Below are 25,106 nucleotides of genomic sequence, written 5' to 3'. Positions count from 1 at the left end.
TGGTTTTTCATGTTCTTCGGAGGCTATGGGTATTATTGGAGATGGTAGGAGTCGATAGAGCCCCCGGTACTCTCCGCGTCGCCCCGCTTGGATTGGACACGCTCGCGGAGATTCAAATGGCGCCCTTCACATGCTTATTTGTATTCCTGATGTGGTATTGTTCCGGATTCTTGGACCAGCCTGGACCGCCTGGATTCCAAAAGGAGCTCAATCCGTTCAAAGGCGTGCCCCACCAAATCGTCGTCAAGATCACGAGAGCTGGCGAAATAAGGATAGATGGGATAACGACAAGCCCACGCCACATTTACGACGACATGGCGATTGCGATTCAGGCTCATAAGCGCCACGGTTACCCAACGAGAATAGCGCTCTTTTGCGATAGGGAGGCGCCCTGGAGCTCAACCATCAGAGTGCTCGACGCGGCGCGTTATGCAGGAGACGATGAAGTCGAATTCGCCACGCGTTGACGTACTGAAGTTCCGCGTCTTCTAATACGTCCACACGCTTCGACTGCAGGCCCTGTGACGGTGCGTGAAGCAGCGCTGAGTATGAGACCTCGAAGCGACCTCGAAGTAGACGTTAGGGGACCGATTGGAGCCGAGTCTTATGCGCTCTCGCCTTATTGTATGTTTGAGTCTCCTTGTTGCCATCATATTTTCCCAAGGCACATTTGAGGCCAAGGCCGATCCATACACTACCCCGAGCGCAATTCTAGCGAATCCCGGCAAATACGACGGCCAACACCTGATAGTGGCCGGCACAGTTGAACGTATTCAAGCGACAGTCTCGGTGCGAGGAGACTATATCGATACTTTTGACCTCTGTGACAGACGTTGCGTTAGGGTATTGTTGTTCGGGGATCCGACGATTTACGAAGGTGAGCTCCTTGCGGTTCATGGCAAGTACACCGAGGTGAAACAGGCCAGCGGCATTACGTTTAACAACGAGATTAGGGCCGATGCCGGCTCGGCCTCGATCTCAACTGCAGCGCCTGGGGCCGGACCAACGAACGTGCAGCAGCTCGTCACGCTAACCGTTACCGCCGTCCGCGGCTGCCGAAAGCTTGAGATCCAATGGTTCATGATATATGGAGACTACGCCGTCGGAGGCTTGGAATGCGGCGAGGGCGGCGGAGCAATCGCAGCCGTCAAGTGGGATGGCCGATGGAATCGGTTGACGTCCGGCGGCGGTGCCCTGGATGTGGAAGGCTTGGAAAGGCAGTATGATGTGCCGGAGGATATCGCTAAGGTCCTCATGGCGCCCTGTCCGGCGGGCCACTCACATCCGTTGATCGGCGAGCATGTGGCCGCCGGGGCGACCGTCTGTACTCCCTAGACAAATGAAGCCCCGTCGGCCCCCTAGCTGGCCCGAATTCGGATTATCGGCATCCGCGACGACGCATCAGGGAGGCACTGCCCAACCGTCACCAATCCCCATGCCGGATTGCTGGATCCGGTATAAGCTTTTTGCGGCGTGCACGCGCACAGAACCGTGCACGCCATGTTCGCCGACGCCCTCGAAGGCGGGATTGTCGAACGCAATCCTGCGGCGGGCATGAACAAGCGGCTGCCTCGCGTGCCTCGTGTCGAGCAGCGTACGCTAAACGAGGAGGAGGCGAAGTGGCTACTTGAGACTTCGAAGGGAACGCGCTTGCATACATTCGTGACGCTCGCGCTCTACACTGGAGCGCGAAGAGGCGAATTGCTCGCCTTGACGTGGCCGTTCGTGGACCTTGACTCAGCGCGAGTCACGATTGCGCATAGTCTGGCCGACGACGGCACGCTAGCCGAGCCGAAGCGTGAACGCTCCCGAAGAACAATCGTGCTGCCTCCGGCAGCGGTCGGGGCGCTGCGCGCTCACAAGGCGATGCAGGCGTCGCACCGGCTCGCAAAGGGACCGTTGTACCTCGACCGGGGCTTCTTGTTTGCGGATGAGATAGGCCGGCCGTGGAAACTCAGCAGCCACGCCACGCTATTCAAGGGGATCGCAAAGCGGGCCGGGCTCGACGCTGGAGTGCATATCCACACGCTGCGCCACACGTTCGCAAGTTTGGCACTGCGGGCGGGTGTGCCAATCACGACACTAGCGGCGATCCTGGGGCACGACACAGCCATGCTCATGCGAGTGTACGGCCACCAGCTGCCGTCGGCTGAGGACACGGCGGCCAAAGCGTTGCAGCAGGCTTTAGCAGGCGCGTCGTAAGGCCGTTAAGAAAATGGCCTTTCGAGTCCGTTTTGCAGTCGTTCGTGACCATTTCGTGACCACGGCGGCTAGACCGAACAAGGTTAAGAACCGTAGCACGAGCGCAAAGCCTTACGCGATGGGCGTCGCAGACAACACGCCGACGTAGCTCAGTTGGTAGAGCAGCGGTTTCGTAAACCGCAGGTCGTCAGTTCGAGCCTGACCGTCGGCTTTGTCGCAAACCCATAGGACAAGATGTTGATAGCCGCGTTAAGCGCATTGGTCTTGCAAGTTGCTCCTGCGCAATACGACGTGACGTATTCGTGCGACTGTAGGCCGCAGGCCACCCAGAGCTCCGGAACCCTCACGACCCTGCCCAAAACGGGCGGCGATTTCGACGTCGATTACGCCAATGCCGGCGTGGCCACGCTAGGCTACGCGCTACGCGGCGGCCAACGGACCGTCGCGGACGCTCCCGGCCTGCAAGCCGGGAACAAGTGGCAATCCTCGGTGGACGTGCTCGTCCAGGATCAGACGTTCCCGGTGCCGGTCGCCGCGTCGCTCACCGGCGTCGACCAAGGGGTCGCTACCATCGAGGTCCACGGGGAGCTTGACAACGTCCCCATGAGATTGGGGTTCGGCACCGTCCCGATGACAATCACGCTCAGCTTTGTCGAGCATGTGAAGCTGGGCCAAACGGCAGACACTTCCCCGGTGCTGGTCGCGCTCGCCGAAACCATCGTGGACCACTTCGAACGAGATGTCTATGGCCGGCCGTTCGACTCTACGGTGAAGGCCGAGCTCACCGCCAAGTAAGCGCTCGAGGGCTGTGACGCCGTTCACAGTCCAAACGTGCCCGCACATCTTCCCACATGATAGGCGTTCCCTCCCGAGAATAGACGATAGTTCTTCATAGAAGGGAGGCGAGCGCCGATTCCGACCAATTCCTTGGCCGCTGAGCGATCGATGCTGCTCGCCACGTTGGAGGCGACGGCCGACGGCATATTGGTCGTCGACCGCACGGGCAAGATCGCCCGTTACAACAAACGCTTTGCGTCGATGTGGCGCATCCCCGAGAACATCCTCGAGGCGGGCGACGACGAGCGCGCGATCTCCCATGTCATGCGCCAGCTCAAGAATCCCGACGCGTTCATCAGCAAGGTGCGCGAGCTGTACGCCGACCCGCACGCCGAGAGCTTCGACATGCTGCATTTCATCGACGGGCGCATCTTCGAGCGCTATTCGATCCCGCAGTTCATCGACGGCGAACCGAGCGGCCGCGTTTGGAGCTTCCGCGACGTCACCGATCGCGCCGCGGCAGAAGAAGCGCTGCGGCAAAGCCGCGCGACGCTGGCCGAGGCGCAGCAGATCGCGCATCTGGGCAGCTGGTCGATGGACCTGGTCACCGGCGACGTGCACTGGTCCGAGGAGATCTACCGCATCTACGGCATGACCGAAGGCACCGACAAGCCGGTCCCGTTCGCACAGTTCGACCATCCCGACGACGCCGCCGCGGTGCGGCGGGCGACCGAGGAATCCAAGCGCCTACGCGAACCGTTCAATATCGACCATCGCATCGTTCGCCGCGACGGCACCGTGCGCTGGGTCCAAGAGCGTGGCGATTTCTTCTTCGACCGCAACGGCAAACCGCTGCGCAGCGTCGGCACGATGATCGACATCACCGAGCGCAAAGAGACGGAGCAGCAGCTCGCGCGCCACGCCCATTACGATTCGCTCACCGAGCTCCCCAATCGCACGCTGCTCGCCGACCGCGCGAATCAGGCGATCGCATATTCAGACCGCCACAAGCGGCCGACGGCGGTGCTGTTCCTCGACCTCGACCGGTTCAAGAACGTCAACGACACGCTCGGCCACTCGATCGGCGACGCGCTGCTCAAGGCGGTGGCCGGCCGGCTCAAACGCAGCGTGCGCGCAGTGGACTGCGTGGCGCGCTTGGGCGGCGACGAGTTCATCATCGTCTTGACCGATCTGCCCAACTCGCAAGCGGCCATGAAGATCGCGCAGAAGATCGTCAACGAGACCGGCCGCTCGTACGTCGTCTCCGGCCACGAGCTGTTCACCACCGCCAGCATCGGCATCAGTATGTATCCCGCGGACGGCCACGACGTTGAAACGCTGCTGCGCAACGCCGACACGGCGATGTACCAGGCCAAGGACCGCGGGGGCAACAACTTCCAGTTCTTCGCGCCTGAGATGCACGCGGTCGCCGTCAAGCGGCTGTCGCTCGAGAACGAGCTGCGCAACGCGCTGCGTCGCGACGAGTTCTTGCTGCACTACCAGCCGATCGCGTCGCTGCGCACGGGTCAGATCGTCGGCGCCGAAGCGCTGCTGCGCTGGCGCCACCCCACGCTGGGTTTGAGGCTGCCCGACGACTTCACGGCGATCGCCGAGGATGCAGGGTTGATCGTGCCGATCGGCGCCTGGGCGGTGCGTGCCGCGTGCGAGCAGATGAAGAACTGGCAACGCCAGGGCGTCGCCCCGGCGCGCATCACCGTGAACATCTCGCCGCGCCAGTTCGCCGAGCCGCACTTCATCAAGATGATCGCGGGCGTGCTGCGCGCGACCCGCTTGGAGCCCTCGTCGCTCGAGATCGAGCTCACCGAGACCGGCATCATGGCCGACGTCAAGCGCTCCGTGCGCATCATGCGCCAGCTCGCGTCCATGGGCGTGCGCACCGCCATCGACGATTTCGGCACCGGCTACAGCTCGCTCGCCTACCTCAAACAGCTCCCGGTGTCGTCGCTGAAGATCGACCGCCAGTTCATCCGCACCATCGAAAGCGATTCGTTCGACTCGACCATCGTTGGCGCGATGATCACGGTGGCCCACAACCGCCGGCTGCAGGTCGTCGCGGTCGGCGTCGAGACCCTCATCCAGCGCGACGCGCTGCGCCGGCTGACCTGCGATGAGATCCAGGGGCACCTGCTGAGCGCGCCGCTGCCCGCCTCCGAACTGCAACGCCTGCTCGAGCAAAGGCCAGCCGCGCAGACCGACGCAGTCTGAAAACCGGTTTTCCAGGAAAAATATCCGGTGCATGGAAGCTTTTCGGCTCCCACGCCTTAGACTGATTTCTGGGAGACCCCCGGCCAATGCATAAGGACCGACAGTTCGGTTTTTCGACGCGCGCGCTGCATGCGGGCACTCCGCCCGATCCCGCGACCGGCGCCCGCGCGGCACCGCTCTATATGAGTTCCAGCTTCGTCTTCGACTCGGCCGAGCACGCGCGCGAGCTGTTCTCGCTGCGCAGCTACGGCACCATCTACTCGCGCATATCCAACCCGACCGTCGCGGCATTCGAGGAGAAGATCGCAAGCCTTGAAGGCGGCCTCGGGGCGGTGGCGACTGCGTCTGGTCAGGCGGCTCAGCTGCTCGCCATCCTGACGCTGGCGCAAGCGGGCGACCACATCGTCGCCTCGTCCAATCTGTACGGCGGCACGGTGACGCAGTTCGCCGTCACGCTCAAACGCATGGGCATCGACGTCACCTTCGTGCCTAACGGCGATCCTGCGGGCATGCGCGCGGCCGTGCGTCCCAACAGCAAAGCGTTCTACGTCGAGACGATCGGCAACCCGCTCGGCAACGTCGCAGACCTCGATGCGTTGGCGGCCGCGGCGCACGGCGCCGGCCTGCCGCTGATCGTCGACAACACCTTCGCCTCGCCGTATCTATGCCGCCCGATCGAGCACGGCGCCGATATCGTGCTGCATTCGGCGACCAAGTTCTTGAGCGGCAGCGGAACGCTGATCGGCGGCGTGCTCGTCGAATCCGGCAAGTTCGATTGGAACGCCGGCAAGCATCCGCTTATCGCAGCGCCAAGCCCGGCCTACCACGGCATGAGCTTCGCCGAGACGTTCGGCGAGTTCGCGTTTCTGTGCCGCTCGCGGCTCGAAGTGCTGCGCGACATCGGCGCTTGCATGTCGCCGATGAACGCCTGGCTGCTGATCCTCGGTCTTGAGACCCTTGCAGTGCGCATGCCCCGGCACGTCGCGAATGCCGTGCGCGTCGCCGAGTTCCTCGAAGGGCACGAAGGCGTGGCCTGGGTGAAGTATGCCGGCCTGCCGTCAAGCCCGCAACACGCGATGGCGCGGCGCTATCTGCCGCACGGCGCCGGCTCGATTTTCACCTTCGGCGTGCGCGGCGGGCGCGAAGCCGGCGTGAAGTTCATCGACTCGCTGCGGTTGTGGAGCCACCTCGCCAACGTCGGCGACGCCAAGAGCTTGGTCATCCATCCGGCATCGACCACGCATCAGCAGCTGAGCGACGAGGAGCTCGTCGCTGCGGGCATCACGCCCGATATGGTGCGCCTGTCGGTCGGGCTCGAGGACGTCGACGATCTCATCTGGGATCTCGAAAATGGTCTAGCGGCGGCGCAGAGCGTCGCGCTGGCAGAAGCGGGAGCCGGGCTGTGATCCTCGAGTCGCCCGAACAGCGGCGCGCGTTGCTGGATCGCTCGCACAACGTCGCGATGGTCGGCGCGAGCGCCAATCAGTTGCGCCCCAGCTATTTCGTCTTCCGGTATCTCAACACGCACGGCTTCGACGTCCGACCGGTCAACCCGGCGTACAGCGACGTCGACGGCATCGTGAGCTACCCGACGCTGGCGGCGTACGCCGCCGAGAACGGGCCGCCGGATATCGTCGACGTCTTCCGCAAGCCGGCCGACGCGCCGCAGGTCGCGCGCGACGCGGTGGCGGCCGGCGCCAAGGCGATCTGGTTCCAGTACGGCGTCATCAACGACGAGGCGATCAAGATCGCCGACCAGGCTGGGCTGGACGTCGTCGTCGATCGCTGCATGAAGGTCGAGCACGCGCGTTTTGCGGGCGGGTTGACCGTCAGCGGTATGAACTCAGGCGTATTGACGTCTAAACGGCGGGCGTTATGACACCAGACCGTCGGTCGAATAAATTCGACCGCTCCAACCGCCGGTCATTCGACCGCTCCATGGGGAGTTTGATCATGCATCGTCATCTGTTCGCCTTGGCGCTTTGCGCTGTTCTCTTGGCCGGCGCGCTGAGCGGCTGCACGAAGGTCAGCACGTCGACGTCCGGCGGGCCCCAAAGCCAGACCATTCCTGGCGTGCTGCGCATCGGCAACAATTCAGAGCCGGACACCATGAACCCGGTCGTGGGCAACCTGCAGACCGAAGTGGACCTCTCGATGTTCTGGGGCGGCTATCTGCTGAACTGGACCGACCAGAACAAGTTCATCGGCGAGCTGGCGACGGAGGAGCCGACACTCGACAACGGCGGCATCAGCAAAGACGGACTGGCGATCACGTACCATCTGCGCAAAGGCGTCAAATGGCAGGACGGCCCGGAATTCACCGCCGACGACGTCATCTACACCTGGCAGCAGGTGATGAATCCCAAGAACAACGTCGGCAGCCGCGTCGGTTACGATATCATCGCGGCGATCGACAAGAAAGATCCATACACGATCGTCGTCCATCTCAAGAAGCGTTTCGCTCCGTTCGTCGCCACGTTCTTCAGCATGTCGGCGAACCCGTATCCGATCCTGCCTAAGCACCTGCTTTCCCAATATCCCGACATCAACAAGGTGGCGTACAACAACAAGCCGGTCGGCACCGGGCCGTTCATCGTCACCGACTGGGAGAAGGGCAGCCTGATCACGATGGTCGCCAACCCCAATTACTGGCGCGGGCCGCCGAAGCTGCAAAAAGTCGAATACCACATCATCCCCAACGAGAACACGCTGCTGACGCAGCTGCAGACGCACGAGATCGACTTCACCTACAACGCCTCTGCGTCGCAGTATCCCGAGCTCAAGAATATCCCGGGCACGGTCGTCTACTTGACGCCCTTCACGCAGTACGGCGAACTCGGCTTCAACACGAGCGTGGCGACGCTGTCAGACAAGATGGTCCGCCAGGCGTTGACGTACGCGACCGACAGCGAGGAGCTGATCCAAAAGGTGACGCTCGGCGTGAACATCCCGGCATCCACCGATCAGCCGCCGTTCCTGTGGGCCTACGATCCAAACGTCAAGAAGTATCCGTATGACGTCGCCATGGCGGGCAAGCTCCTGGATGAGGCGGGATGGAAACTCGGACCCGATGGCTATCGCTACAACGCGAAGGGCGAAAAGCTGAGCATCCAGTTCACCGGGGCGACCGGACGGGCTGACAGTCTGAAGCTTGAAGAAGTCGTCCAGGCGCAATGGCGCAAAGTCGGCGTCGACGTGGCGATCAAGAACTATCTCTCGCCGCAGCTCTTCGCAAGCTACGGTGCCGGCGGCATCCTGCAAACGGGCAAATTCGACGTCGGCATCTACTCATGGAACAACGGCGTCGACCCGGACAATTCGACGCTGTGGATGTGCGATCAGATCCCGCCGGCAGGCCAGAACACGTATCATCTCTGCGATCCGCAGATCGACGCCGCGGAGCAGATCGCGCTGACCCACTACGACATTCCCACGCGCAAGAAAGCTTACTACACGATCGCCGAGCGCTTAGCCGAAGATCAGCCCGCGATCATCAACTGGTTCTACCGCCGCCTGGACATCGGGAGCGTGGACTTCAAAGGCTATAAGCCGGCGCACGCCGTCACCCAATTCTGGAACACGTGGGAGTATTCGATCTGATCGCTTTGCCTAAGGATGTCGTAGCGCGCTCTTGCAGCGCGCTCGCCGCGCTCGCGCTGTGTCTTGCGTTCGCCGGCTGCTCGAAGGTACAGACGAGCACGCAGCCTGCTGCACAGGCGCCGTCACACCCAGGGGTCGTGCGCATCGTGGGCGCGGGCACGCTGGACTCGCTGGTGCCGGAGCTGTCCGCGTCCGCCGCCTCGAGCGACGCGGCGATGTTCTGGGGCGGCTGGTTCTTCCTCGTGAACGACAAAGGCCGGCTGGTGCCGGATCTCGCCACCGAGATCCCCACGACCACGAACGGCGGCATCAGCGCGGACGGTCGGACCATCACCTATCACCTGCGCAAGGGCGTCCTCTGGCACGACGGCGTGCCGTTCACCGCTGACGACGCGATCTTCACCTGGCACGCGATCATGAATCCGGCCAACAATGTCGTCAGCCGCACGGGCTGGGATCAGATCGAATCCATGAGCGCGCCCGACGACCACACGCTCGTCGTCGTGCTCAAGCGGCCGTACGCGCCGGCGATCGCCACGTTCTTCGCGCCGAGCCTCGCGGCGATGCCCGTGCTGCCAGAACATCTGCTCAAAGATCTTCCCGACATCAATCACGCGGCGTACAACAACAAGCCGGTCGGCACCGGGCCGTTCATGGTCGCCTCGTATCAGCCGCAGATCGGCATCACGCTGGTCGCGAATCCCCACTACTGGCGGGGCCCGCCGAAGCTCAAAGAGATCGACTATCTGATCATCCCCGACTCGAACACGCGCACCATCATGATGCGCACGGGCGAAGCGGACGTCTACTCGGATGCGCAGGTCAACCAGTTGCCCGAGCTGGCGGCGATTCCCCGCGCCACGCTGCATCGGACGCCGTTCAACGAGTTCTACTATCTGACGTTCAACACCACGCATCCCCCGCTCGACGACGTGCGCGTGCGGCGCGCGCTCGCGATGGCGATCGACAAGCAGTACATCATCCGCAACGTTATGCACAGCGCGGCCGATCCGGCGGTCGGCGACCAGCCATCTTATCTGTACACCTACGATCCGCACGTGCCCGCGCCGGTGTACGATCCCAAGGGCGCCGCCGCGCTTTTCGACGCCGCGGGCTGGACGCTGGGCGCCGACGGCGTGCGCACCAAGAACGGCAAACCGCTTGAGCTGGTCTACGTGTTCGATCGCGAGGCAAGCGATGGCGAGCGCCTCGGCGCCATCCTTCAGCAACAGCTGCGCGCGGCCGGCGTGGACCTGTCGGTCAAGGGCATCGCGCACAGCATCTATTACGCCGACAAGAACGCGGGCGGCATCTTGTCGCAAGGCAAGTTCGACATCGCCTATGAGGGCTGGATCGGCGGCGTCGACCCCGACGACATCGCGCTCTGGGCGTGCGATCAGCGCGGCGGATTCAACCACTCGTTCATCTGCGACCCGCGCATCGACGCGGCCGAACGCGACGCGCTCACGCATTACGACACGGCGACGCGCAAAGCAGCCTACCAGCGGATCCAAGACCTGCTGGCGACGGATATGCCGGTCGACTTCTTATGGTGGACGCGGCGCAACGACGCGGTGGCGAAATCCGTGCACGGCTACGAGCCGGCGCCCGCGGTCACGACCTTCTGGAATTCATGGGAATGGACCAACTGATCGACCTGCGCAGCGATACGGTCACCAAGCCAACGGCGGCGATGCGCGCGGCGATGGTCGCGGCGGAAGTCGGCGACGACGTGTACGGTGATGACCCGACCGTCGCGCAGCTCGAGCGCGAGACCGCGGCCGTGTTGGGCAAAGAGGCCGCCCTGTTCGTGGCGAGCGGCACGATGGGCAATCTGGTCTGCGTGCTGGCGCACTGCGCGCGTGGCGAGGAAGCGATCGTCGGCGACGAAGCGCATCATTACTTGTACGAATCCGGCAGCGCTGCCGCGTTCGGCGGCATCCAGCTGCGGCCGATCCCCAATCACGGCGGCGAGCTGGAACCCGACGAGGTCGAACGCGCGGTGCGCGGAACCGACATCCATTTCCCGCGTACCGCATTGCTGTGCCTCGAGAACACCCACAATCGCGGCGGCGGCCGGCCGCTCAGCGTGGCGCGCACCGAGGCGCTGGCCGCCGTCGCGCACCGCCATGGGTTCCCCGTCCATGTCGACGGCGCGCGCCTGTTCAACGCCGCGGTGGCGCTGGGCGTGCCCGCAAGCGCCCTCACGAGAAGCGTGGACTCGGTCACCATCTGTTTTTCGAAGGGGCTGGGCGCGCCGGTCGGCTCGGCCGTCGCCGGCAGCCGCGCCTTTGTCGAACGAGCGCGACGAGTACGCAAAATGGCGGGCGGCGGCTGGCGCCAGGCGGGCGTGATCGCGGCACCGGCCCTCATCGCGTTGCGCGAGGGTCCGAAACGCCTGCACGAGGACCACGCCAACGCGAAGGCGTTCGCGGCGGCGCTCGCCACCGGCGGAGAATTCGACGCCGATCCCGACGCGTTCGCGACGAACATCATCATGTTCGCCCTGCCCGCGGCATCTCCCATCGATCCGGCGGCGCTGCTCCGCGACTGGCGCGACGCCGGCGTGCTGGCCAATCACCTAGGGCGCGGACGCTTTCGCGCCGTGACCCATCTCGACGTTTCGCGCGATCAGGTCGTGCGCGCTGCCAGGATCATGACCGCCGCGGCGCAGGAACGGCGGAAGGGAGCCGTGCATGTCTAGACGCTTCATCTTCGCATTTACGGCGGCGATCGCGTTGTGCGCGCCGCTTTACGCGCTCGGCGACGACGCACAGAGCCCGCCGCCGTCGCCGCCGCTCGAAACGCCGGTCCCGGCGCCCGGCGACGCCGCGATCGCGGTGATCGCCGACGCCTACTACAAGGGCGAATGGAAGTTCAGCCCCGGCACCGCGACCGACACCGGCGTGCATCAATACGACGCGCAGCTCGGGACCTTCACACCGGCCAGCATCGGCGCCTATGACGCGAGCCTGCACGCGACGCTTGACAAGCTGCAGCGCCTCGACTCCTCGAAACTGTCTCTGGACGGACAGACGGATCAACAGATGCTCGAGGAGTCGATCCAGCAGACGCTTTTCTGGGACGAACAGCGCCCGACGTGGCGCGAGCAGCCCAGCTACTACTCGGACATCGCGGCGGACGGCGTCTACGGCATCATGTCGCGCAACTTCGCGCCGCTCGCACAGCGGCTCACGCTCGTCGTCGCCCGCGAGAAGCAGATCCCTGCGATGTTGGCGCAGGGCGAGAAGAATCTCGAGCCGGCGCGCGTCGCCCCGATCGTGGCGACGACGCAGACGCTGGACGCCGCAGGCGCCATTGATTTCTTCTCGCATGACGTCCCCGCCGCGTTCGCCGGCGTCCAAGACAACGCACTGCGAGCGCAGTTCGCCGCGGCGAACGCCGCCGCCATCAAGGCGCTCAACGGCTACGCGGCGTTCTTGAAAGCGGACGTCGTGCCGCACGCCGGCGGCACGTTCGCCATCGGTGCCGCGGACTACGCCGAGCTCGAGCGCTGGCAGAACGTCGCCGACATCCCGCTGGCGCACCTGCTGCAGATCGGCCAGGCGGATCTGGCCAAGAACAAGGCGGCGTTTCTGGCGACCGCGCATTCGATCAGCCCGTCGAAGACGCCGCAGCAAGTGCTGGCGCAGATACGGCTCGATCATCCCGGCAACGGCCAATTGATCGCAGCCGCGCAAGGCGATCTCAACGGCCTCGTCTCGTTCATCAAGCTCAAGGACATCATCGACCTGCCGCCCGCGCCGATCGCCAAAGCGCGGCCGACACCGCAGTTCCAGGCTCAGACATCATTCGCGTCCATGAACTCGCCCGGTCCGCTCGAGACCAAGGCGACCGAGGCCTACTACAACGTGACGCTCGTCGATCCGAACTGGACGCACGCGGAAGCCGAGCAGCATCTGGAGTTCTACAACCAGCCCAGCCTGCTCGTGATCTCTGCGCACGAGACCTACCCGGGCCACTACACGAATTATCTCTTCAATAAAGAACATGACCTAAGCCTGGTGCGCAAGGTCGAATGGAACAACGCCTTCGGCGAAGGCTGGGCGCACTATGACGAGCAGATGATGGTGGACGAAGGGCTAGGCAATGGAGATCCCCGGTACCGTCTGATGCAGCTCTCGTTGGCCTTGCAGCGCGACTGCCGCTACATCGTCGGCATCGAAGAGCACACGCAGGGCATGACCGTCGCGCAGGCCACGGCGTTTTTCGAGGCCAACGCGTTCATGGGCAAAGAGCCATCATACCGCGAGGCCGTGCGCGGCACGGTCGATCCGCTCTACGGCTACTACACGCTGGGCAAGCTCATGCTGCTCAAACTGCGCGCGGATTACCAGACCAAGCAAGGGAGCGCGTATCACCTGAACCAGTTCCACGATGAGGTGCTCTCGCACGGCGATCCGCCGATCTACTTCCTGCGCAAGTTCTTGCTCGGCGCGGGGGACACCGGCGCTCTGCTGTAAACGTCGAAGGCGCGTCGTCGCCTCCGGTTCCTCGCTGCGGTCCGATTCATCGGATTTGGCCCTCTCTACGTAGTATTAGGTGAGCGGTTCCCCGTTCGCCCTGCGGGAGCCGCTCAGCCATTTCGAAGAACCTATCGCCGCATGCCATTGCTTTGGACGGCGCTCGCGATCGCATTGACGACGATCCCGCCGGCCGGGCCGGCGCTGTCCGCCGCGCAGACCGGTCGCGCGGCCGCGTCGGCTCAGAGGCCGGCGGCCACACCGCAGCCGATCACTATCGATGCGGTCGGCGACGTCATGCTCGGCTGGCGTGTCAGCACGCTCGTGCAGTCCGATGGCACCGATGCGCCCTTCTCGGGCGTGCGCACGATTCTCGCGCGCGCGGACGCGACGGTCGGCAACCTCGAGTGCCCGCTCTCCGACCGCGGCACGCCAACGAAATCGAAGTCGAAGAAGGATCTCAAGGCGCGCAAGGAGTTCGTACTGCGCGGGACCCCGGCCGCGGCCCCTGGGCTTGCCGACGCGGGTTTTGCCGCCATGACCCTGGCCAATAACCATATCCTCGATTACGGCGCCGACGCCCTCGACGACACGCTCGCAGCGCTGCACGCCAGCGGCATCGAGACCGCGGGCGCAGGCGACGACGCTGCGCTCGCCTGGCAGCCTGCGTATTTCGAACGCCGGGGGACGCGCGTCGCGCTGCTGGGCATCTCGGAGGTCATCCCGCGCGGCTACGGCGCGGGCCGTACGACGCCCGGGGTCGCACCCGGCCGCGATCCGTTGACCGGCGAAGTCGATGCCTCGTATCTCAAGCTTCTCGCCCAGGTGATCCGCCATGCGCGCGGACGCGCCGACGTCGTGATCGTCTACGAGCACTGGGGAACCGAACTGCTCGGACCTCCGTCCGCCGATCATGTGCGCCTGGCCCACGCGGCCATCGACGCAGGGGCGACGCTGGTCCTCGGCGCCCACCCGCACGTCCTCGGCCCCGTAGAGGACTATCATGGCGGGCTCATCGCCTATTCGCTGGGCAACTTCGTATTCGACACCCAGCCGGGCATCCAGACGCATAGCGCGATCCTGCAGATCACGCTGCGCGGTCCGACGGTCGCTTCGTGGCACGCCATCCCCGTCGTGCTCAAAGGGGGCGTGCCCGTGCCGGCCGCTGGGGCCGACGCGACCCTGATCCAGCAGCTGCTGGCCGGGGTGGTCCAAGCCACCCCGCCGGCCAGCCCCGCTCCGCGGACCCTGGTCTCGCGGCCCGGACCCCCTCCAGGCGCTCCGCAGGCCGCCGCGCATGGACCCCCGCAATAGACCTGACGATAACCAAATAGTATGCTTCCCCCGCTGGTGGTCGTCGATCGCCTGACCAAGCGCTTCGGCGAGGCCACCGCCGTTGACGGCATCTCCTTTGCCGTCGCGCCGGGCGAGATCTTCGGATTTTTGGGGCCCAACGGCGCGGGCAAGACCACCACGATCAAGATCCTGACGGGGCTGCTGCGCCCGACGTCCGGACGGGCCACGGTGGGCGGCTTCGACATCACCACGCACCCGGTCGAGGCCAAGCGGCTCTTCGGCTACGTGCCCGACGAGCCGGCGCTTTACCCCAAGCTCACAGCCGTGGAATTCCTCAACTTCATCGGCGACATCTACGAGATGAAGACGGCGCACAAGCAGGCGCGCATTCGCGAACTGCTCGCGCTGTTCGAGCTGGACGCCGACGCCGGCGGGCTGCTCGAGAGCTTCTCGCATGGCATGCGCCAAAAGGTGGCGCTGTGCGCCGCGCTGCTCCACGAGCCGAAGATCTATTTCCTCGACGAGCCCACGGTCGGCTTGGATCCCAAGAGCGCGCGGCTGCTCAAAGACATCGTGCGCGCACTGACCCGCGCGGGCGGCGCGGTCATGATGTCCACGCACATCATGGAGATCGCCGAAAGCCTGTGCGACCGAGTGGCTATCATCGATCACGGCCGGATCGCGGCGCTCGGCACGGTCGCGCAGCTGCGCGAACTGCGCGGCCGCGACACGCTCGAAGAGGTGTTCTTGCACCTCACGGGCGGTTTCGAGGACCGCCGCATCGCCGACATCTTCCGCGAACCGGCGCGCGCATGAACCGCGGCGCGCTCGCCCAGACGTGGGTGCTCACGTGCGACCTGATCCGCTTCCGCATTCTCGCGTCGCGCCGCGACTGGACCAGCCGGACGCTCTACGTGGTGGCGACCGTCGCCTCGACCGCGTTGGTGCTCATGATCTTCGGCGGCACGTATCTCGGCGTGCGCGCGCTCGTCGCCGCGCATGCGACCGGCCTGCTCGTGAGCATCGCGGCGTGGGCGTTCTTGGTGTATCTGTTCACCGATCTCTTCATCGCGTTCGGACAGGCGCTCAACGACATGTACCTGTCATCCGACATGCCGATCCTGCTCGTCATGCCGCTGCGCGCGAGCAGTCTGATCGTCGCCAAGTTCATCCTCGGCGTCGCGCAGAACGAAGTCTATGTCGCCGTGTTCCTGCTGCCGTTCGTGCTCGGCTATCTGTTGGGCATGGCTGCGCCCTTGTGGGCCTATGCAGCGGCGATCGCCGGCCTGGCGTTCTTCCCCGCCATCTTGTACGCCGGCTTGGCGACCATCACCATCGTGGCGCTGCGCGTCATCCCGCCGCGCGTCGCCAAGGAGATGCTGTGGGTGATCGGCGCCGCCGTGCCGACCGGGTTCTGGCTGCTCAACTTCGCGCGCTTCGCGCACATGGACGGCGACATCAACTCACTGCATCTGCCGAGCGCACCGTCGTGGCTGCCGAGCACGTGGATGGGCCAGCTGCTCGCGTACTCAGGCGCGGGCGATGCCGGCCATGCGATGGCGTGGCTCGGTCTGATCGCGATGGTGACGTTCGTCGCCTGCCCGATCGGACTTGCGGTCGTGTCAGCGGGCTTCGTCGAGGGATGGAGCCGCGCCGCGGCGGGCAAGCGCGTCACCGCGATGAAATCCGGCGTTCCGCCGACGCTCAGCCCGATCGCCGCGATCGTCTGGAAGGACATCAGCATCGTGCTGCGCTCGCCGCAGCTGTGGTTCAACCATATCGCGTCGCTGGGCTTCATCGGCTACCTGCTCGTCGGCCATCAAGTGCAAAGCCCCATCCTGCCGCTCACCATCCAGCTCGCCATGCTGCAGATCGGCTTCGTGGCCGTGCTTGACAGCCTCAATCCCGGCATGACCGCGCTGTCCCTCGAGCACAAGTCTATCTGGCTTCTGCTCAGCTCGCCGCTCACGCCGCGCCAGCTCTTCACCGCTAAGATCATCAGCGCGTACGCGCAGACCGGGCTCATCACGACGATCGCCGCCATCCTGCTGGGCGCGGGCTATCAGCTGGGCGTCCTGCAGACCGGCGCGCTGGTCATCTTCGCGCTGCTCATGTCCGCCGCGGCGATCTGCTACGGCGTCGAGTTCGATACGCGCTATCCGTCATTTGATTGGGAGAACCCCAACGCCATCAACCGCGGTGTGCGCATGATCCTGCCCTTCCTCAACGGCTTGCTGGTCCTGGCGCTGTGCGGCTCGTTCTTGGCGGCGACGCGCGTGGGCCTGCACGGCGCGTGGAACGGCATGGCTGCCGTGCTACTCGGTCTGGTGTGGTGCGGTCTGGTCGTCGGCTGGATCGCTGTTCGCACCTCCCACGAGGCAGTGCGCAACATCGCCGGCCTCGAAATCTAGGAGGGCGCGTGCGCGCGAAGAGGGTGTCATGATCGAACTCGACCGGCCGACGTTTCAAAAGCTGTGGTCGCGCGACCAATGGGCGGGCCTGCCCGTCAACAAGTCGTTGCTTTCGCCGTTGTCGTTCATCGAGCGCAGCGTCCACGTCTATGGCGACAAGACCGCGATGGTCGACGGCTCGCGCCGCCTCACCTACGAGCAGCTCGGGGCGCGCACGTACCGGCTCGCGAGCGCGCTGCGCGCGACCGGCATCGAAAAGGGCGACCGGGTCGCGCTGCTCGCGTATAATTCGGACGAGGCGCTCGAAGCGCATTTCGGCGTGCCGCAGATCGGCGCGGTCCTCGTCGCCATCAACATCCGTCTGAGCGCCGACGAGATCGGCTACATCCTGGCGCATTGCGGAGCCAAAGCGATCATCGCACATCCGGACTTCGCCCATCTCATCGCGCCTGGACTGGCGGCATCCGACCTCGAGCACACGATCTGGGTCGGCCACGAGCCCGACGGAGCGGCCGAGTTTGCTCGACCGAGGACGGACGGTCGAACAAATTCGACCGCTACATACGAGGATTTCATCGCGAGCGGTAGCCCCGAGCCGTTCAATCTCGCCATCGCCGATGAAGAAGACCCGATCTCGATCAACTATACGAGCGGCACGACCGGGCGCCCCAAGGGCGTGATGTACACGCATCGCGGCGCGTATCTGAACGCGTTGGGCGAGGTCTATCACTCGGGCTTGACAGGCGACAGCGTGTATCTCTGGACGCTGCCGATGTTCCATTGCAACGGCTGGTGCTACACGTGGGGCGTCACCGCCGCGGGCGCCACGCACATCGCGCTGCCGCGAGTCGAACCCAAGGCGATCTTCGACCTGATCGAGCGCGAGCGCGTCACGCATCTATGCGGCGCGCCGACGGTCTTGGTCATGATCGCGAACGAGGCGCCGACGAAAGATTATCGGTTCCCGCGGCCGCTGCGCATCCTGACCGCCGGCGCGCCGCCGCCGCCGACGGTGATCGCGCGCATCGAATCGATGGGCGCCGTCCTCACGCATGCGTACGGACTGACGGAGACATATGGACCGCACACGGTGAGCGAGTGGCAGATCAAATGGAATGACAAAACGCCCGAGGAGCGCTCGCGCCTCAAAGCGCGCCAAGGAGTCGGCTTCATCCACGCGCCGGAGCTGCGCGTCGTGGATGACGAGATGCACGACGTGCCGGCCGACGGCACGACCATGGGCGAGGTCGTGATGCGCGGCAACAACGTCATGAAGGGGTACTTCAACGATCCGGCCGCGACCGAAAAAGCCTTTCGCGGCGGCTGGTTCCACTCCGGCGACCTCGGCGTGATGCACCCCGACGGATATATCGAACTGCGCGATCGCGCCAAGGACATCATCATCAGCGGCGGCGAGAACATCTCGACCATCGAGGTCGAGCGCGTCGTCTATGCGCACCCCGCCGTGTTGGAAGCGGCCGTCATCGGCGTGCCGGACGAGAAATGGGGCGAGGTGCCCAAGGCGTTCGTCACCCTCAAACCCGGCGCGACCGCGAGCGCGCAGGACATCATCGCGTTTTGCCGCGACAAGATCGCGCACTTCAAAGCGCCCAAGACGGTGGAGTTCGGCCCGCTGCCGAAGACGTCCACCGGCAAAGTGCAGAAGTTCAAGCTGCGCGACCAGGAGTGGGCTGGACGGGAGAAGCGGATCAACTAATGGCCACCATGCTCACCAAACCGACGGCGGAGGTCCTGCTCGAGCTGGACGTTCCGTTCGCCTACATCACGCTCAACCGGCCCGCCAAGCGCAACGCCCTGTCCGAGGGCGTGATGAACGCGATGATCACGGCGCTGCGCGAGGTCGGCAAGAATCCCGACGTCGCAGTCGTGGTGCTCAAGTCGTCCGGGACCATCTTCTCTTCCGGCCACGATCTGCGCGAGCTGATCAATCGCACGGTGATCGAGTACAAGCGCATCTTCGACCTGTGCGTCGAACTCATGGAGACGTTGCACGAGATCCCGCAGCCGGTGATCGCACAGGTGCAGGGACCGGCGACCGCCGCCGGCTGCCAGCTCGTGGCGGCCTGCGATCTCGCCGTCGCCGCGGACAGCGCATGGTTCGCGACGCCCGGCGTGAAGATCGGACTGTTCTGCTCGACGCCGATGGTACCGGTCACGCGCGCCATAGGCCGCAAGAAGGCGATGGAGATGCTGTTGACGGGCGAGCCGATCCCCGCGGCGGCAGCGGTGCGCGCCGGCCTGATCAACAAAGCCGTGCCCGCGGCGCAGCTTGAAGCTGCGGTACGTGAGTTCGGCCTTGCGATCGCATCCGTCAGCCCCAACGTCATCGCCTTGGGCAAGGAAGCGTTCTACCGGCAGATCGACATGCCCGAGCGCAAGGCGTACAACTACACCAAAGAGGTCATGACGTTCAACGCGCTCATGGCCGACGCGCACGAAGGCATCACCGCGTTCTTGCAAAAGCGCAAGGCGCGCTGGCCGCGCAGACACCCCTAACTTGCCAGGCGCGGCTGCTCGCGAAACGCGATCACGGCATCGCGCACCGAGGCGTGCACTCTGAACACCCGCGCGAGTCCGGTCAGCGCAAGCGCGCGGCGCATGCCCGGCCGGCTGGTGACGACCTTGACATCGCCGCCGGCTTCGCGCGCGGTGCGCAGCGCAATGATCAGCGAGCGGAACACGGCCGAGCTGGCCGCATCGAGCTGGTCCAAGTCGATGACGTGCAGCCGTCTGCCGTACTTGATGTGATGGCGGAACTCGTGGCGCACGAGCGAGGCCGCGCCCCCGTCGAACGGCTCGACGAACGGGGTGACGGTGATCGATGGGTAGCGTAACATGGGCATAGCCCTCCTTCGCCACCATCGTACGGTAGCGGGGGGTTGTCCCGAATCGGTGGTTTCACGGACCTTGGCGAGGGCGCTGTACGGAGAATCGCCTCCGTGCTAGCGGCGCCGTCCCATCAAGCTCACGTAGTAGAGCAGCTGCATGACCGACTGCGCGATGGCGGCCAGGTAGGTCAGCGCGGCCGCGCTGAGCACGGCCTGGGCGCCCGGCATCTCCTGGGCGGAGAGGACGCCGTTGGTCTGCAGCATCTGCAGCGCCCGGCTGCTGGCGTTGAGCTCGACGGGCAGTGTCACGATCGCGAACACCGCGGTGGCGCTGAACAAGATGATGCCGGCCCAGGCGAGTTGCGTGACCGACAGGATAAGGCCGGCCATGAAAAGCAGCGGCCCCACCCACGAGCCCACTTTCACGGCGGGCACGATTGCGCTGCGCATCTTCATGGGCGCGTAGCCTTCGACGTCTTGGATCGCGTGGCCGAACTCGTGGGCCACGACCGCAACCGAAGCCACCGAGTTCTGCGCCGAGCTTTGCGACAGGCACATGGCCTTGCGGCTCGGATCGTAGTAGTCGGTAAGCATGCCGGGGATCTGCACCACGCCGAAACGGTGGCCCGTCCGCTCCATGAGCAGCTCGGCCGTCTGCGCGCCGTTGATGCCGCTCGAAGTGGGCACGCGCGCGTAGCGCTTGAATGTGCTCGACACGCGCCATTGCGCCCACATGCCGAAGAGCAGCGGCGGGATCGCGTAGATCAGATAGGCCGGATCGAAGTAGAACATGGTTCTCGCGCACTTCGCGCGCTTGCCGTACCGCGCCTACCGCTCTACAATAGGGCTATGAAGCACATCGCCGTCGGCGCGTGTCTCGCGGTCTGGGCGTTGGTACTGGCGGTGCCCGCGCCTGCGAGCGCTTGCCCCGATCCTCCAAGGACCGTGCAGATATCGACGGCGGTCTACGGCTCGGATGCGACGTTCGAAGCGCTCGACCTCTACCTGCCCGCCGCGACCTCAGGAGAGCCGATCATCCTCTTCGCGCACGGCGGCGATTGGACGCGCGGCGACAAGGCGCAATACCGCGAGCTCGGCGAGCGCTTCGCGGGATGCGGCGTCGCGTTCGCCGCGCTCGACTACCCGCTCGCGCCGCCGGCACACGCAGACGCGCAGGCGGCGGACCTCGACAAAGCGGTCAAATGGGCGCTCGACAACGCGGCGGCGAAACGCTACGCGCGCACGAAGCTGTTTCTCATGGGCCACGGGTCCGGCGCGGAACTTGCGGCATTGGCCGCGCTCGACGCAAAGCTTGCGGTCGGCGCCGGCATGCCGCCCGGCGCGATCGCCGGCGTCATCGCGGTCGACGGCGAGGCCTACGATCCGTCGCAGGACGCATCGGCCGTGCAGGCCGATCCGGGCCGCATGCGTGCGTATGCCGCGGCGTTCGGCGACGATCCGGCGGGCTGGAAAGATTACGACTGCTCGCAGTTCATGAAGGGCAGCGAACCTCGTTTTCTGGTGGTGCACGGCGTGGACGATAGCATCGCGAGCCCCGCGTACTCCACTGCGTTCGTGCAGGAGCTCAAGGACGCGCACGACAGAGTGATCTTCCTGCAGCCGGACGGCAGAGACTACCGGGGCGTGCTCGTCAGCATGGTGCAGGACCCGCTGGATCCCGTGTTCGGCGCGCTGATGAACTTCGTCAGCGGTCCGTGATGCTGCCGTGGCTGGCGCTGGCCGCGATGATGGGCGCGGGCGGCGAGCCCTCGCCCTGCCCGTCCGCACCGTATGCGGTCGATGCGTCCACCCACTCCTACGGCGCCGATAGCGAGTCCGAAGCGCTGGATCTCTATCTCCCGCACGGCGCTTCGCGCGCACCGATCGTCGTGTACATCCACGGCGGCGCCTGGGTCGGCGGCGATAAGAGCGACTATGTCAACCTCGGCGAGGCGTTCGCGCGCTGCGGCATCGCGGCCGCGATTCTCAACTATCCGCTCGCGCCGCAGACGCCGGCGGCCGGACAGGCCGGCAAGCTCGCCGATGCGCTCGCGTGGTTGCGCACGCATGCGCCGCAGGCGCGGTACGATCCAGCGCGCACGTTCCTGATCGGGCATTCAGCAGGCGCGCAACTCGCCTGGTTCGCGCTCGTCGACGGCCTGGCGTCGCGCTCCAGTGTCGCCGGCGTGATCGCTCTCGGCGCGGTGGGCATCAACCCGTCGAGCGACGTGACGACCTTGGCGCCGCAGTACCAAGGCATCTACGACCCTGCCTTTGGATCCGATCGTTCGCAGTGGGCGCGCTTTGACGTGAAGCCCAAATTGCGCGGCACGGAGCCGCCCTCGCTGGTCATCCATGGCGCGAACGACGACATGGCGCCGGAAGCGATCTCGCGGCAGCTGTACGAGCAGCTCAAAGCGGCAGGCGACGCGGTGCAATACCTGCAGCCGGCCGGCCGCGGCCACTGGGATATGATCGAGGCCTTGGCACGCCCCGGCGATGCGACGATGGGGCAGATCGAGCGCTTCGTCCTCGGGAAGACGGTCGAATAGATCCGACCGCTCCAGGGCAAATCTCACCCTTGCGTCAGGGCCCTCTCATGGCCGTTTAACCCGGCTGCAGGGGCTTTGCGAGTACAACAAAGGGGAGATGCTGCTGTTGGTCACCCAACTCAATTATTCGTGGTTCCGCTGGAAAGGCGTCCTGACGGCCATCTATTTCGCGTTGCTCCTGTCGGTCGGGTTGGCCGCCGGCACGGCGACGAGCGCCAACACCGCGGGCGCGGCGCCCGGCGACATCCATAAGATCAAACACGTCGTCATCATCATGCAAGAGAACCGCTCATACGACACCTACTTCGGCACCTATCCGGGCGCTGATGGTTTGCCGCGCACGAGCGGCGGCGGCTTCGCCGTCTGCGTACCGGCGCCGAGCGGCGGCTGCGTGCAGCCCTTCCACGACGCGAGCGATCGCAATGCCGGCGGACCGCACGGCGCGAGCAGCGCCGTCGCCGACATCGACGGCGGCAAGATGGACGGGTTCATCGCCGAGCAGGCCAAAGGCGGCAAGCGCCACTGCGCCGGTGCGTTCGATCCGCGCTGCGGCGCGGGCGATCACCCCGATGCGATGGGCTACCACGACGCGCGCGAGATCCCGAACTATTGGCGCTACGCGCAGGCCTACGTCTTGCAGGACCGCATGTTCGAGCCCAACGCCTCCTGGAGTCTGCCGGAACATCTTTTCATGGTGTCGGGATGGTCGGCGCGCTGCGCCTCACCCGATCCGATGAGCTGCGTCAACGAGCTGCAGAACCCCCAGCGTCTGGCGCACGGCGACCAGCCGGATTATGCGTGGACCGATCTCACATATCTGCTGCACAAGAACCACGTCTCGTGGGCCTACTATCTCGCTCAGGGCACGCAGCCCGACTGCGAAGACGATCAGATGTATTGCGCGCCGCAGCCGCAGACGCGCGGCGTGCCGCAGATCTGGAATCCGCTGCCGTGGTTCGAGACCGTCAAACAGGACGGCGAGCTCGGACAGATCCAGGACATCTCGAATTTCTTCGCCGCCGCCAAGAGCGGCTCGCTCCCGGCCGTATCGTGGGTCGTGCCCAACGGCACGGTGAGCGAACATCCGCCGGCGCTGGTCAGCACCGGGCAGAGCTACGTCACCGGCGTGATCAACGCCGTGATGAAAAGCCCCGATTGGAACAGCACGGCGATCTTCCTCGCATGGGATGATTGGGGCGGATTCTACGATCACGTCGTGCCGCCGCAGGTGGACGAGAACGGCTATGGCCTTCGGGTTCCTGCGATGCTCATCAGCCCGTACGCGCGCAAGGGCTATGTAGACCACCAAACGCTCAGTTTCGACGCCTACCTGAAGTTCATCGAAGACGATTTTTTGAACGCGGCGCGCATCGATCCGCGCACCGACGGCCGGCCCGATCCGCGCCCCGACGTGCGCGAGAACGCGGTGCAGCTCGGCAACCTGCTCTCCGAATTCGATTTCGATCAGCCGCCGCGCCCGCCGCTGCTCCTGCCGGTGAACCCGACGCCCGGTCCGGCTTCCCGATAGTCCCACAGGAAGAAGCGCCATCCGTCGCGGACGAAGCGCCGTGACGACGATTCGCGGCATCGCGGGGTTCAAGGAGTTGATCGGCCGTCCGTTCGCGCCGAGCGAATGGTTCGTCGTGGATCAGCAGCGCGTGGATGCCTTCGCCCAATCGACCGGCGACATGCAGTGGATCCACGTCGACCGGCAACGCGCCGCCGCGAGCAAGTTCGGCACCACGGTCGCGCACGGTTTGCTCACGCTTTCCCTCATCCCGCAGTTCTGGCACTCCGTCGCATCCGTCGACGGCTTCACATCTGCGGTGATCTACGGACTCGAGCGGGTTCGCTTTCCCGCGCCGGTATTGATCCCATCGCGCCTGCGAGCGACATTCACCGTCAAGGAGGCCGCGGACATGCCGGGCGGCCTGCGCGTGCGGCTTCACGCCACGCTCGAACGCGAGGGCGAAGTGAAACCGGCATGCGTCGCCGAAATGCTGGTGCTCCACTATCTGTGAAAGAGGAGCCGCCTAGGCGCTCATGCCCGTGAAACTCGGCGCCAGCCTCGAGGCGACCGTCGTCATCGACGACGCCGGCCTTGTCGTGTCCTGGAATGAGCCTGCGGAGCGCCTGCTCGGCCGCAGCGCCGCTGAAGCGGTCGGCAAGCACTGCCACGAGGTCATGCACGGTCTGACGCCCGCAGGCGCGCCGCTGTGCGGTCCCGATTGCGCGGTCATGGCGCTGTGCCGTCAAGGCAATGCGCCGCGGCGCTTCGAGATGGTCGCGCGCCGGCCCGACGGGTCCGAGGTGTGGCTTGACGTCACAACGGTGACGATCGAAGAAGACGAGCACCAGCTCGCCGTGCACGTGCTCAGCGAAAGCGTGTCGGCCAAGCGTCTAGCCGGGGTCGCCGCGGAGGTCGCGCGGCGCCTGACGGAGGCCGCGCCGGAGCGGAGCGTCGACGAAGCGGCGCTGGCGCAGATCAACCGGGCGCTCACGCCGCGCGAGGTCGAGGTGCTGCGACTGCTCGCGGCCGGCATCGGGACCGACGACATCGCCGCCAGGCTCAGCCTCTCGCGCAGCACGGTGCGCAATCACGTGCAGAACATCTTGCCCAAGCTCGGCGTCCACACGCGCGTCGAGGCGGTCGTGCTGGCGCTCAAGAGCGGCCTGGTGCATCTGCACTAGGCAATCCATCCATCCGCC

General features: G+C 65.2%; 23 protein-coding genes and 1 tRNA gene. 22 read left to right on the top strand and 2 right to left on the bottom strand.

The window, feature by feature from the left end; genetic code table 11:
- The 17 genes from VKF82_06400 to VKF82_06320 form a co-directional block, all read left to right on the top strand.
- Nucleotides 1–467: hypothetical protein (locus tag VKF82_06400; protein HME81690.1), on the top strand; the 467-nt coding region annotated here is incomplete at its 5' end.
- Nucleotides 468–606: 139 nt separating this feature from the next.
- A complete protein-coding gene (locus tag VKF82_06395) occupies nucleotides 607–1,335 on the top strand; it encodes a hypothetical protein (protein HME81689.1) in 729 nt (242 codons plus the stop codon).
- A 138-nt stretch (nucleotides 1,336–1,473) separates the two neighbouring features.
- Complete coding sequence (locus tag VKF82_06390) at nucleotides 1,474–2,202, top strand: site-specific integrase (protein ID HME81688.1); 729 nt, start codon at nucleotides 1,474–1,476, stop codon at nucleotides 2,200–2,202.
- A 138-nt stretch (nucleotides 2,203–2,340) separates the two neighbouring features.
- A tRNA-Thr gene (locus VKF82_06385) sits at nucleotides 2,341–2,413 on the top strand.
- Nucleotides 2,414–2,466: 53 nt separating this feature from the next.
- Nucleotides 2,467–2,997, top strand: coding sequence for a hypothetical protein (locus tag VKF82_06380; GenBank protein HME81687.1), 531 nt, complete (start codon nucleotides 2,467–2,469; stop codon nucleotides 2,995–2,997).
- A gap of 132 nt (nucleotides 2,998–3,129) precedes the next feature.
- A complete protein-coding gene (locus VKF82_06375) occupies nucleotides 3,130–5,205 on the top strand; it encodes an EAL domain-containing protein (GenBank protein HME81686.1) in 2,076 nt (691 codons plus the stop codon).
- An 86-nt stretch (nucleotides 5,206–5,291) separates the two neighbouring features.
- On the top strand, nucleotides 5,292–6,611 hold the full coding sequence (locus VKF82_06370) for an O-acetylhomoserine aminocarboxypropyltransferase/cysteine synthase family protein (protein ID HME81685.1): 1,320 nt from the start codon (nucleotides 5,292–5,294) through the stop codon (nucleotides 6,609–6,611).
- On the top strand, nucleotides 6,608–7,084 hold the full coding sequence (locus VKF82_06365) for a CoA-binding protein (GenBank protein ID HME81684.1): 477 nt from the start codon (nucleotides 6,608–6,610) through the stop codon (nucleotides 7,082–7,084). The genes VKF82_06370 and VKF82_06365 overlap by 4 nt, the downstream gene beginning before the upstream one ends.
- A 74-nt stretch (nucleotides 7,085–7,158) precedes the next feature.
- Nucleotides 7,159–8,805 (top strand): peptide ABC transporter substrate-binding protein, encoded by a 1,647-nt coding sequence (locus VKF82_06360; protein ID HME81683.1) that lies wholly within the window; start codon nucleotides 7,159–7,161, stop codon nucleotides 8,803–8,805.
- 5 nt (nucleotides 8,806–8,810) lie between these two features.
- On the top strand, nucleotides 8,811–10,457 hold the full coding sequence (locus VKF82_06355) for a peptide ABC transporter substrate-binding protein (protein HME81682.1): 1,647 nt from the start codon (nucleotides 8,811–8,813) through the stop codon (nucleotides 10,455–10,457).
- Nucleotides 10,445–11,509: a low-specificity L-threonine aldolase gene (ltaE, locus tag VKF82_06350; protein ID HME81681.1), complete on the top strand. Its 1,065-nt coding sequence runs from the start codon at nucleotides 10,445–10,447 to the stop codon at nucleotides 11,507–11,509. The genes VKF82_06355 and ltaE overlap by 13 nt, the downstream gene beginning before the upstream one ends.
- The gene (locus VKF82_06345) at nucleotides 11,502–13,289 is read left to right on the top strand and encodes a DUF885 domain-containing protein (protein HME81680.1); all 1,788 of its coding nucleotides are present in this window, start codon (nucleotides 11,502–11,504) and stop codon (nucleotides 13,287–13,289) included. The genes ltaE and VKF82_06345 overlap by 8 nt, the downstream gene beginning before the upstream one ends.
- A gap of 141 nt (nucleotides 13,290–13,430) precedes the next feature.
- Entirely contained in the window at nucleotides 13,431–14,603 is a 1,173-nt protein-coding gene (locus tag VKF82_06340) for a CapA family protein (GenBank protein ID HME81679.1), read from the top strand.
- 21 nt (nucleotides 14,604–14,624) lie between these two features.
- Entirely contained in the window at nucleotides 14,625–15,401 is a 777-nt protein-coding gene (locus VKF82_06335; protein ID HME81678.1) for an ABC transporter ATP-binding protein, read from the top strand.
- Nucleotides 15,398–16,996, top strand: coding sequence for a hypothetical protein (locus VKF82_06330; GenBank protein ID HME81677.1), 1,599 nt, complete (start codon nucleotides 15,398–15,400; stop codon nucleotides 16,994–16,996). The genes VKF82_06335 and VKF82_06330 overlap by 4 nt, the downstream gene beginning before the upstream one ends.
- Nucleotides 16,997–17,024: 28 nt before the next feature.
- Complete coding sequence (locus VKF82_06325; GenBank protein HME81676.1) at nucleotides 17,025–18,713, top strand: acyl--CoA ligase family protein; 1,689 nt, start codon at nucleotides 17,025–17,027, stop codon at nucleotides 18,711–18,713.
- The gene (locus VKF82_06320; protein ID HME81675.1) at nucleotides 18,713–19,513 is read left to right on the top strand and encodes an enoyl-CoA hydratase; all 801 of its coding nucleotides are present in this window, start codon (nucleotides 18,713–18,715) and stop codon (nucleotides 19,511–19,513) included. The genes VKF82_06325 and VKF82_06320 overlap by 1 nt, the downstream gene beginning before the upstream one ends.
- On the opposite strand, the gene VKF82_06315 is transcribed toward VKF82_06320, so the two are convergent.
- Entirely contained in the window at nucleotides 19,510–19,860 is a 351-nt protein-coding gene (locus tag VKF82_06315; protein ID HME81674.1) for an STAS domain-containing protein, read from the bottom strand. The two genes, VKF82_06320 and VKF82_06315, sit on opposite strands and share 4 nt — an antisense overlap.
- Before the next feature lie 99 nt (nucleotides 19,861–19,959).
- Nucleotides 19,960–20,637 carry a zinc metallopeptidase gene (locus VKF82_06310; GenBank protein HME81673.1) on the bottom strand — a complete coding sequence of 226 codons (678 nt, stop codon included), beginning with the start codon at nucleotides 20,635–20,637 and terminating at the stop codon, nucleotides 19,960–19,962.
- Between the two features lie 57 nt (nucleotides 20,638–20,694).
- On the opposite strand from VKF82_06310, the gene VKF82_06305 reads away from it, so the two are divergent.
- From VKF82_06305 to VKF82_06285, 5 genes are all read left to right on the top strand, one after another.
- Entirely contained in the window at nucleotides 20,695–21,564 is an 870-nt protein-coding gene (locus VKF82_06305) for an alpha/beta hydrolase (GenBank protein HME81672.1), read from the top strand.
- Complete coding sequence (locus VKF82_06300) at nucleotides 21,564–22,397, top strand: alpha/beta hydrolase (GenBank protein ID HME81671.1); 834 nt, start codon at nucleotides 21,564–21,566, stop codon at nucleotides 22,395–22,397. Before VKF82_06305 ends, VKF82_06300 begins: the two co-directional genes overlap by 1 nt.
- A gap of 97 nt (nucleotides 22,398–22,494) precedes the next feature.
- A complete protein-coding gene (locus tag VKF82_06295; protein ID HME81670.1) occupies nucleotides 22,495–23,925 on the top strand; it encodes an alkaline phosphatase family protein in 1,431 nt (476 codons plus the stop codon).
- Between the two features lie 40 nt (nucleotides 23,926–23,965).
- Nucleotides 23,966–24,418: a MaoC family dehydratase gene (locus VKF82_06290; protein HME81669.1), complete on the top strand. Its 453-nt coding sequence runs from the start codon at nucleotides 23,966–23,968 to the stop codon at nucleotides 24,416–24,418.
- 22 nt (nucleotides 24,419–24,440) lie between these two features.
- Nucleotides 24,441–25,088, top strand: a complete 648-nt coding sequence (locus tag VKF82_06285; protein HME81668.1) for a LuxR C-terminal-related transcriptional regulator — start codon at nucleotides 24,441–24,443, stop codon at nucleotides 25,086–25,088.
- The last annotated feature ends 18 nt before the right edge of the window (nucleotides 25,089–25,106 follow it).

It is taken from the genome of Candidatus Eremiobacteraceae bacterium, from assembly GCA_035314825.1.
Lineage (GTDB): Bacteria > Vulcanimicrobiota > Vulcanimicrobiia > Eremiobacterales > Eremiobacteraceae > JAFAHD01.
This window is presented reverse-complemented; position numbering and strand designations above follow the sequence as displayed.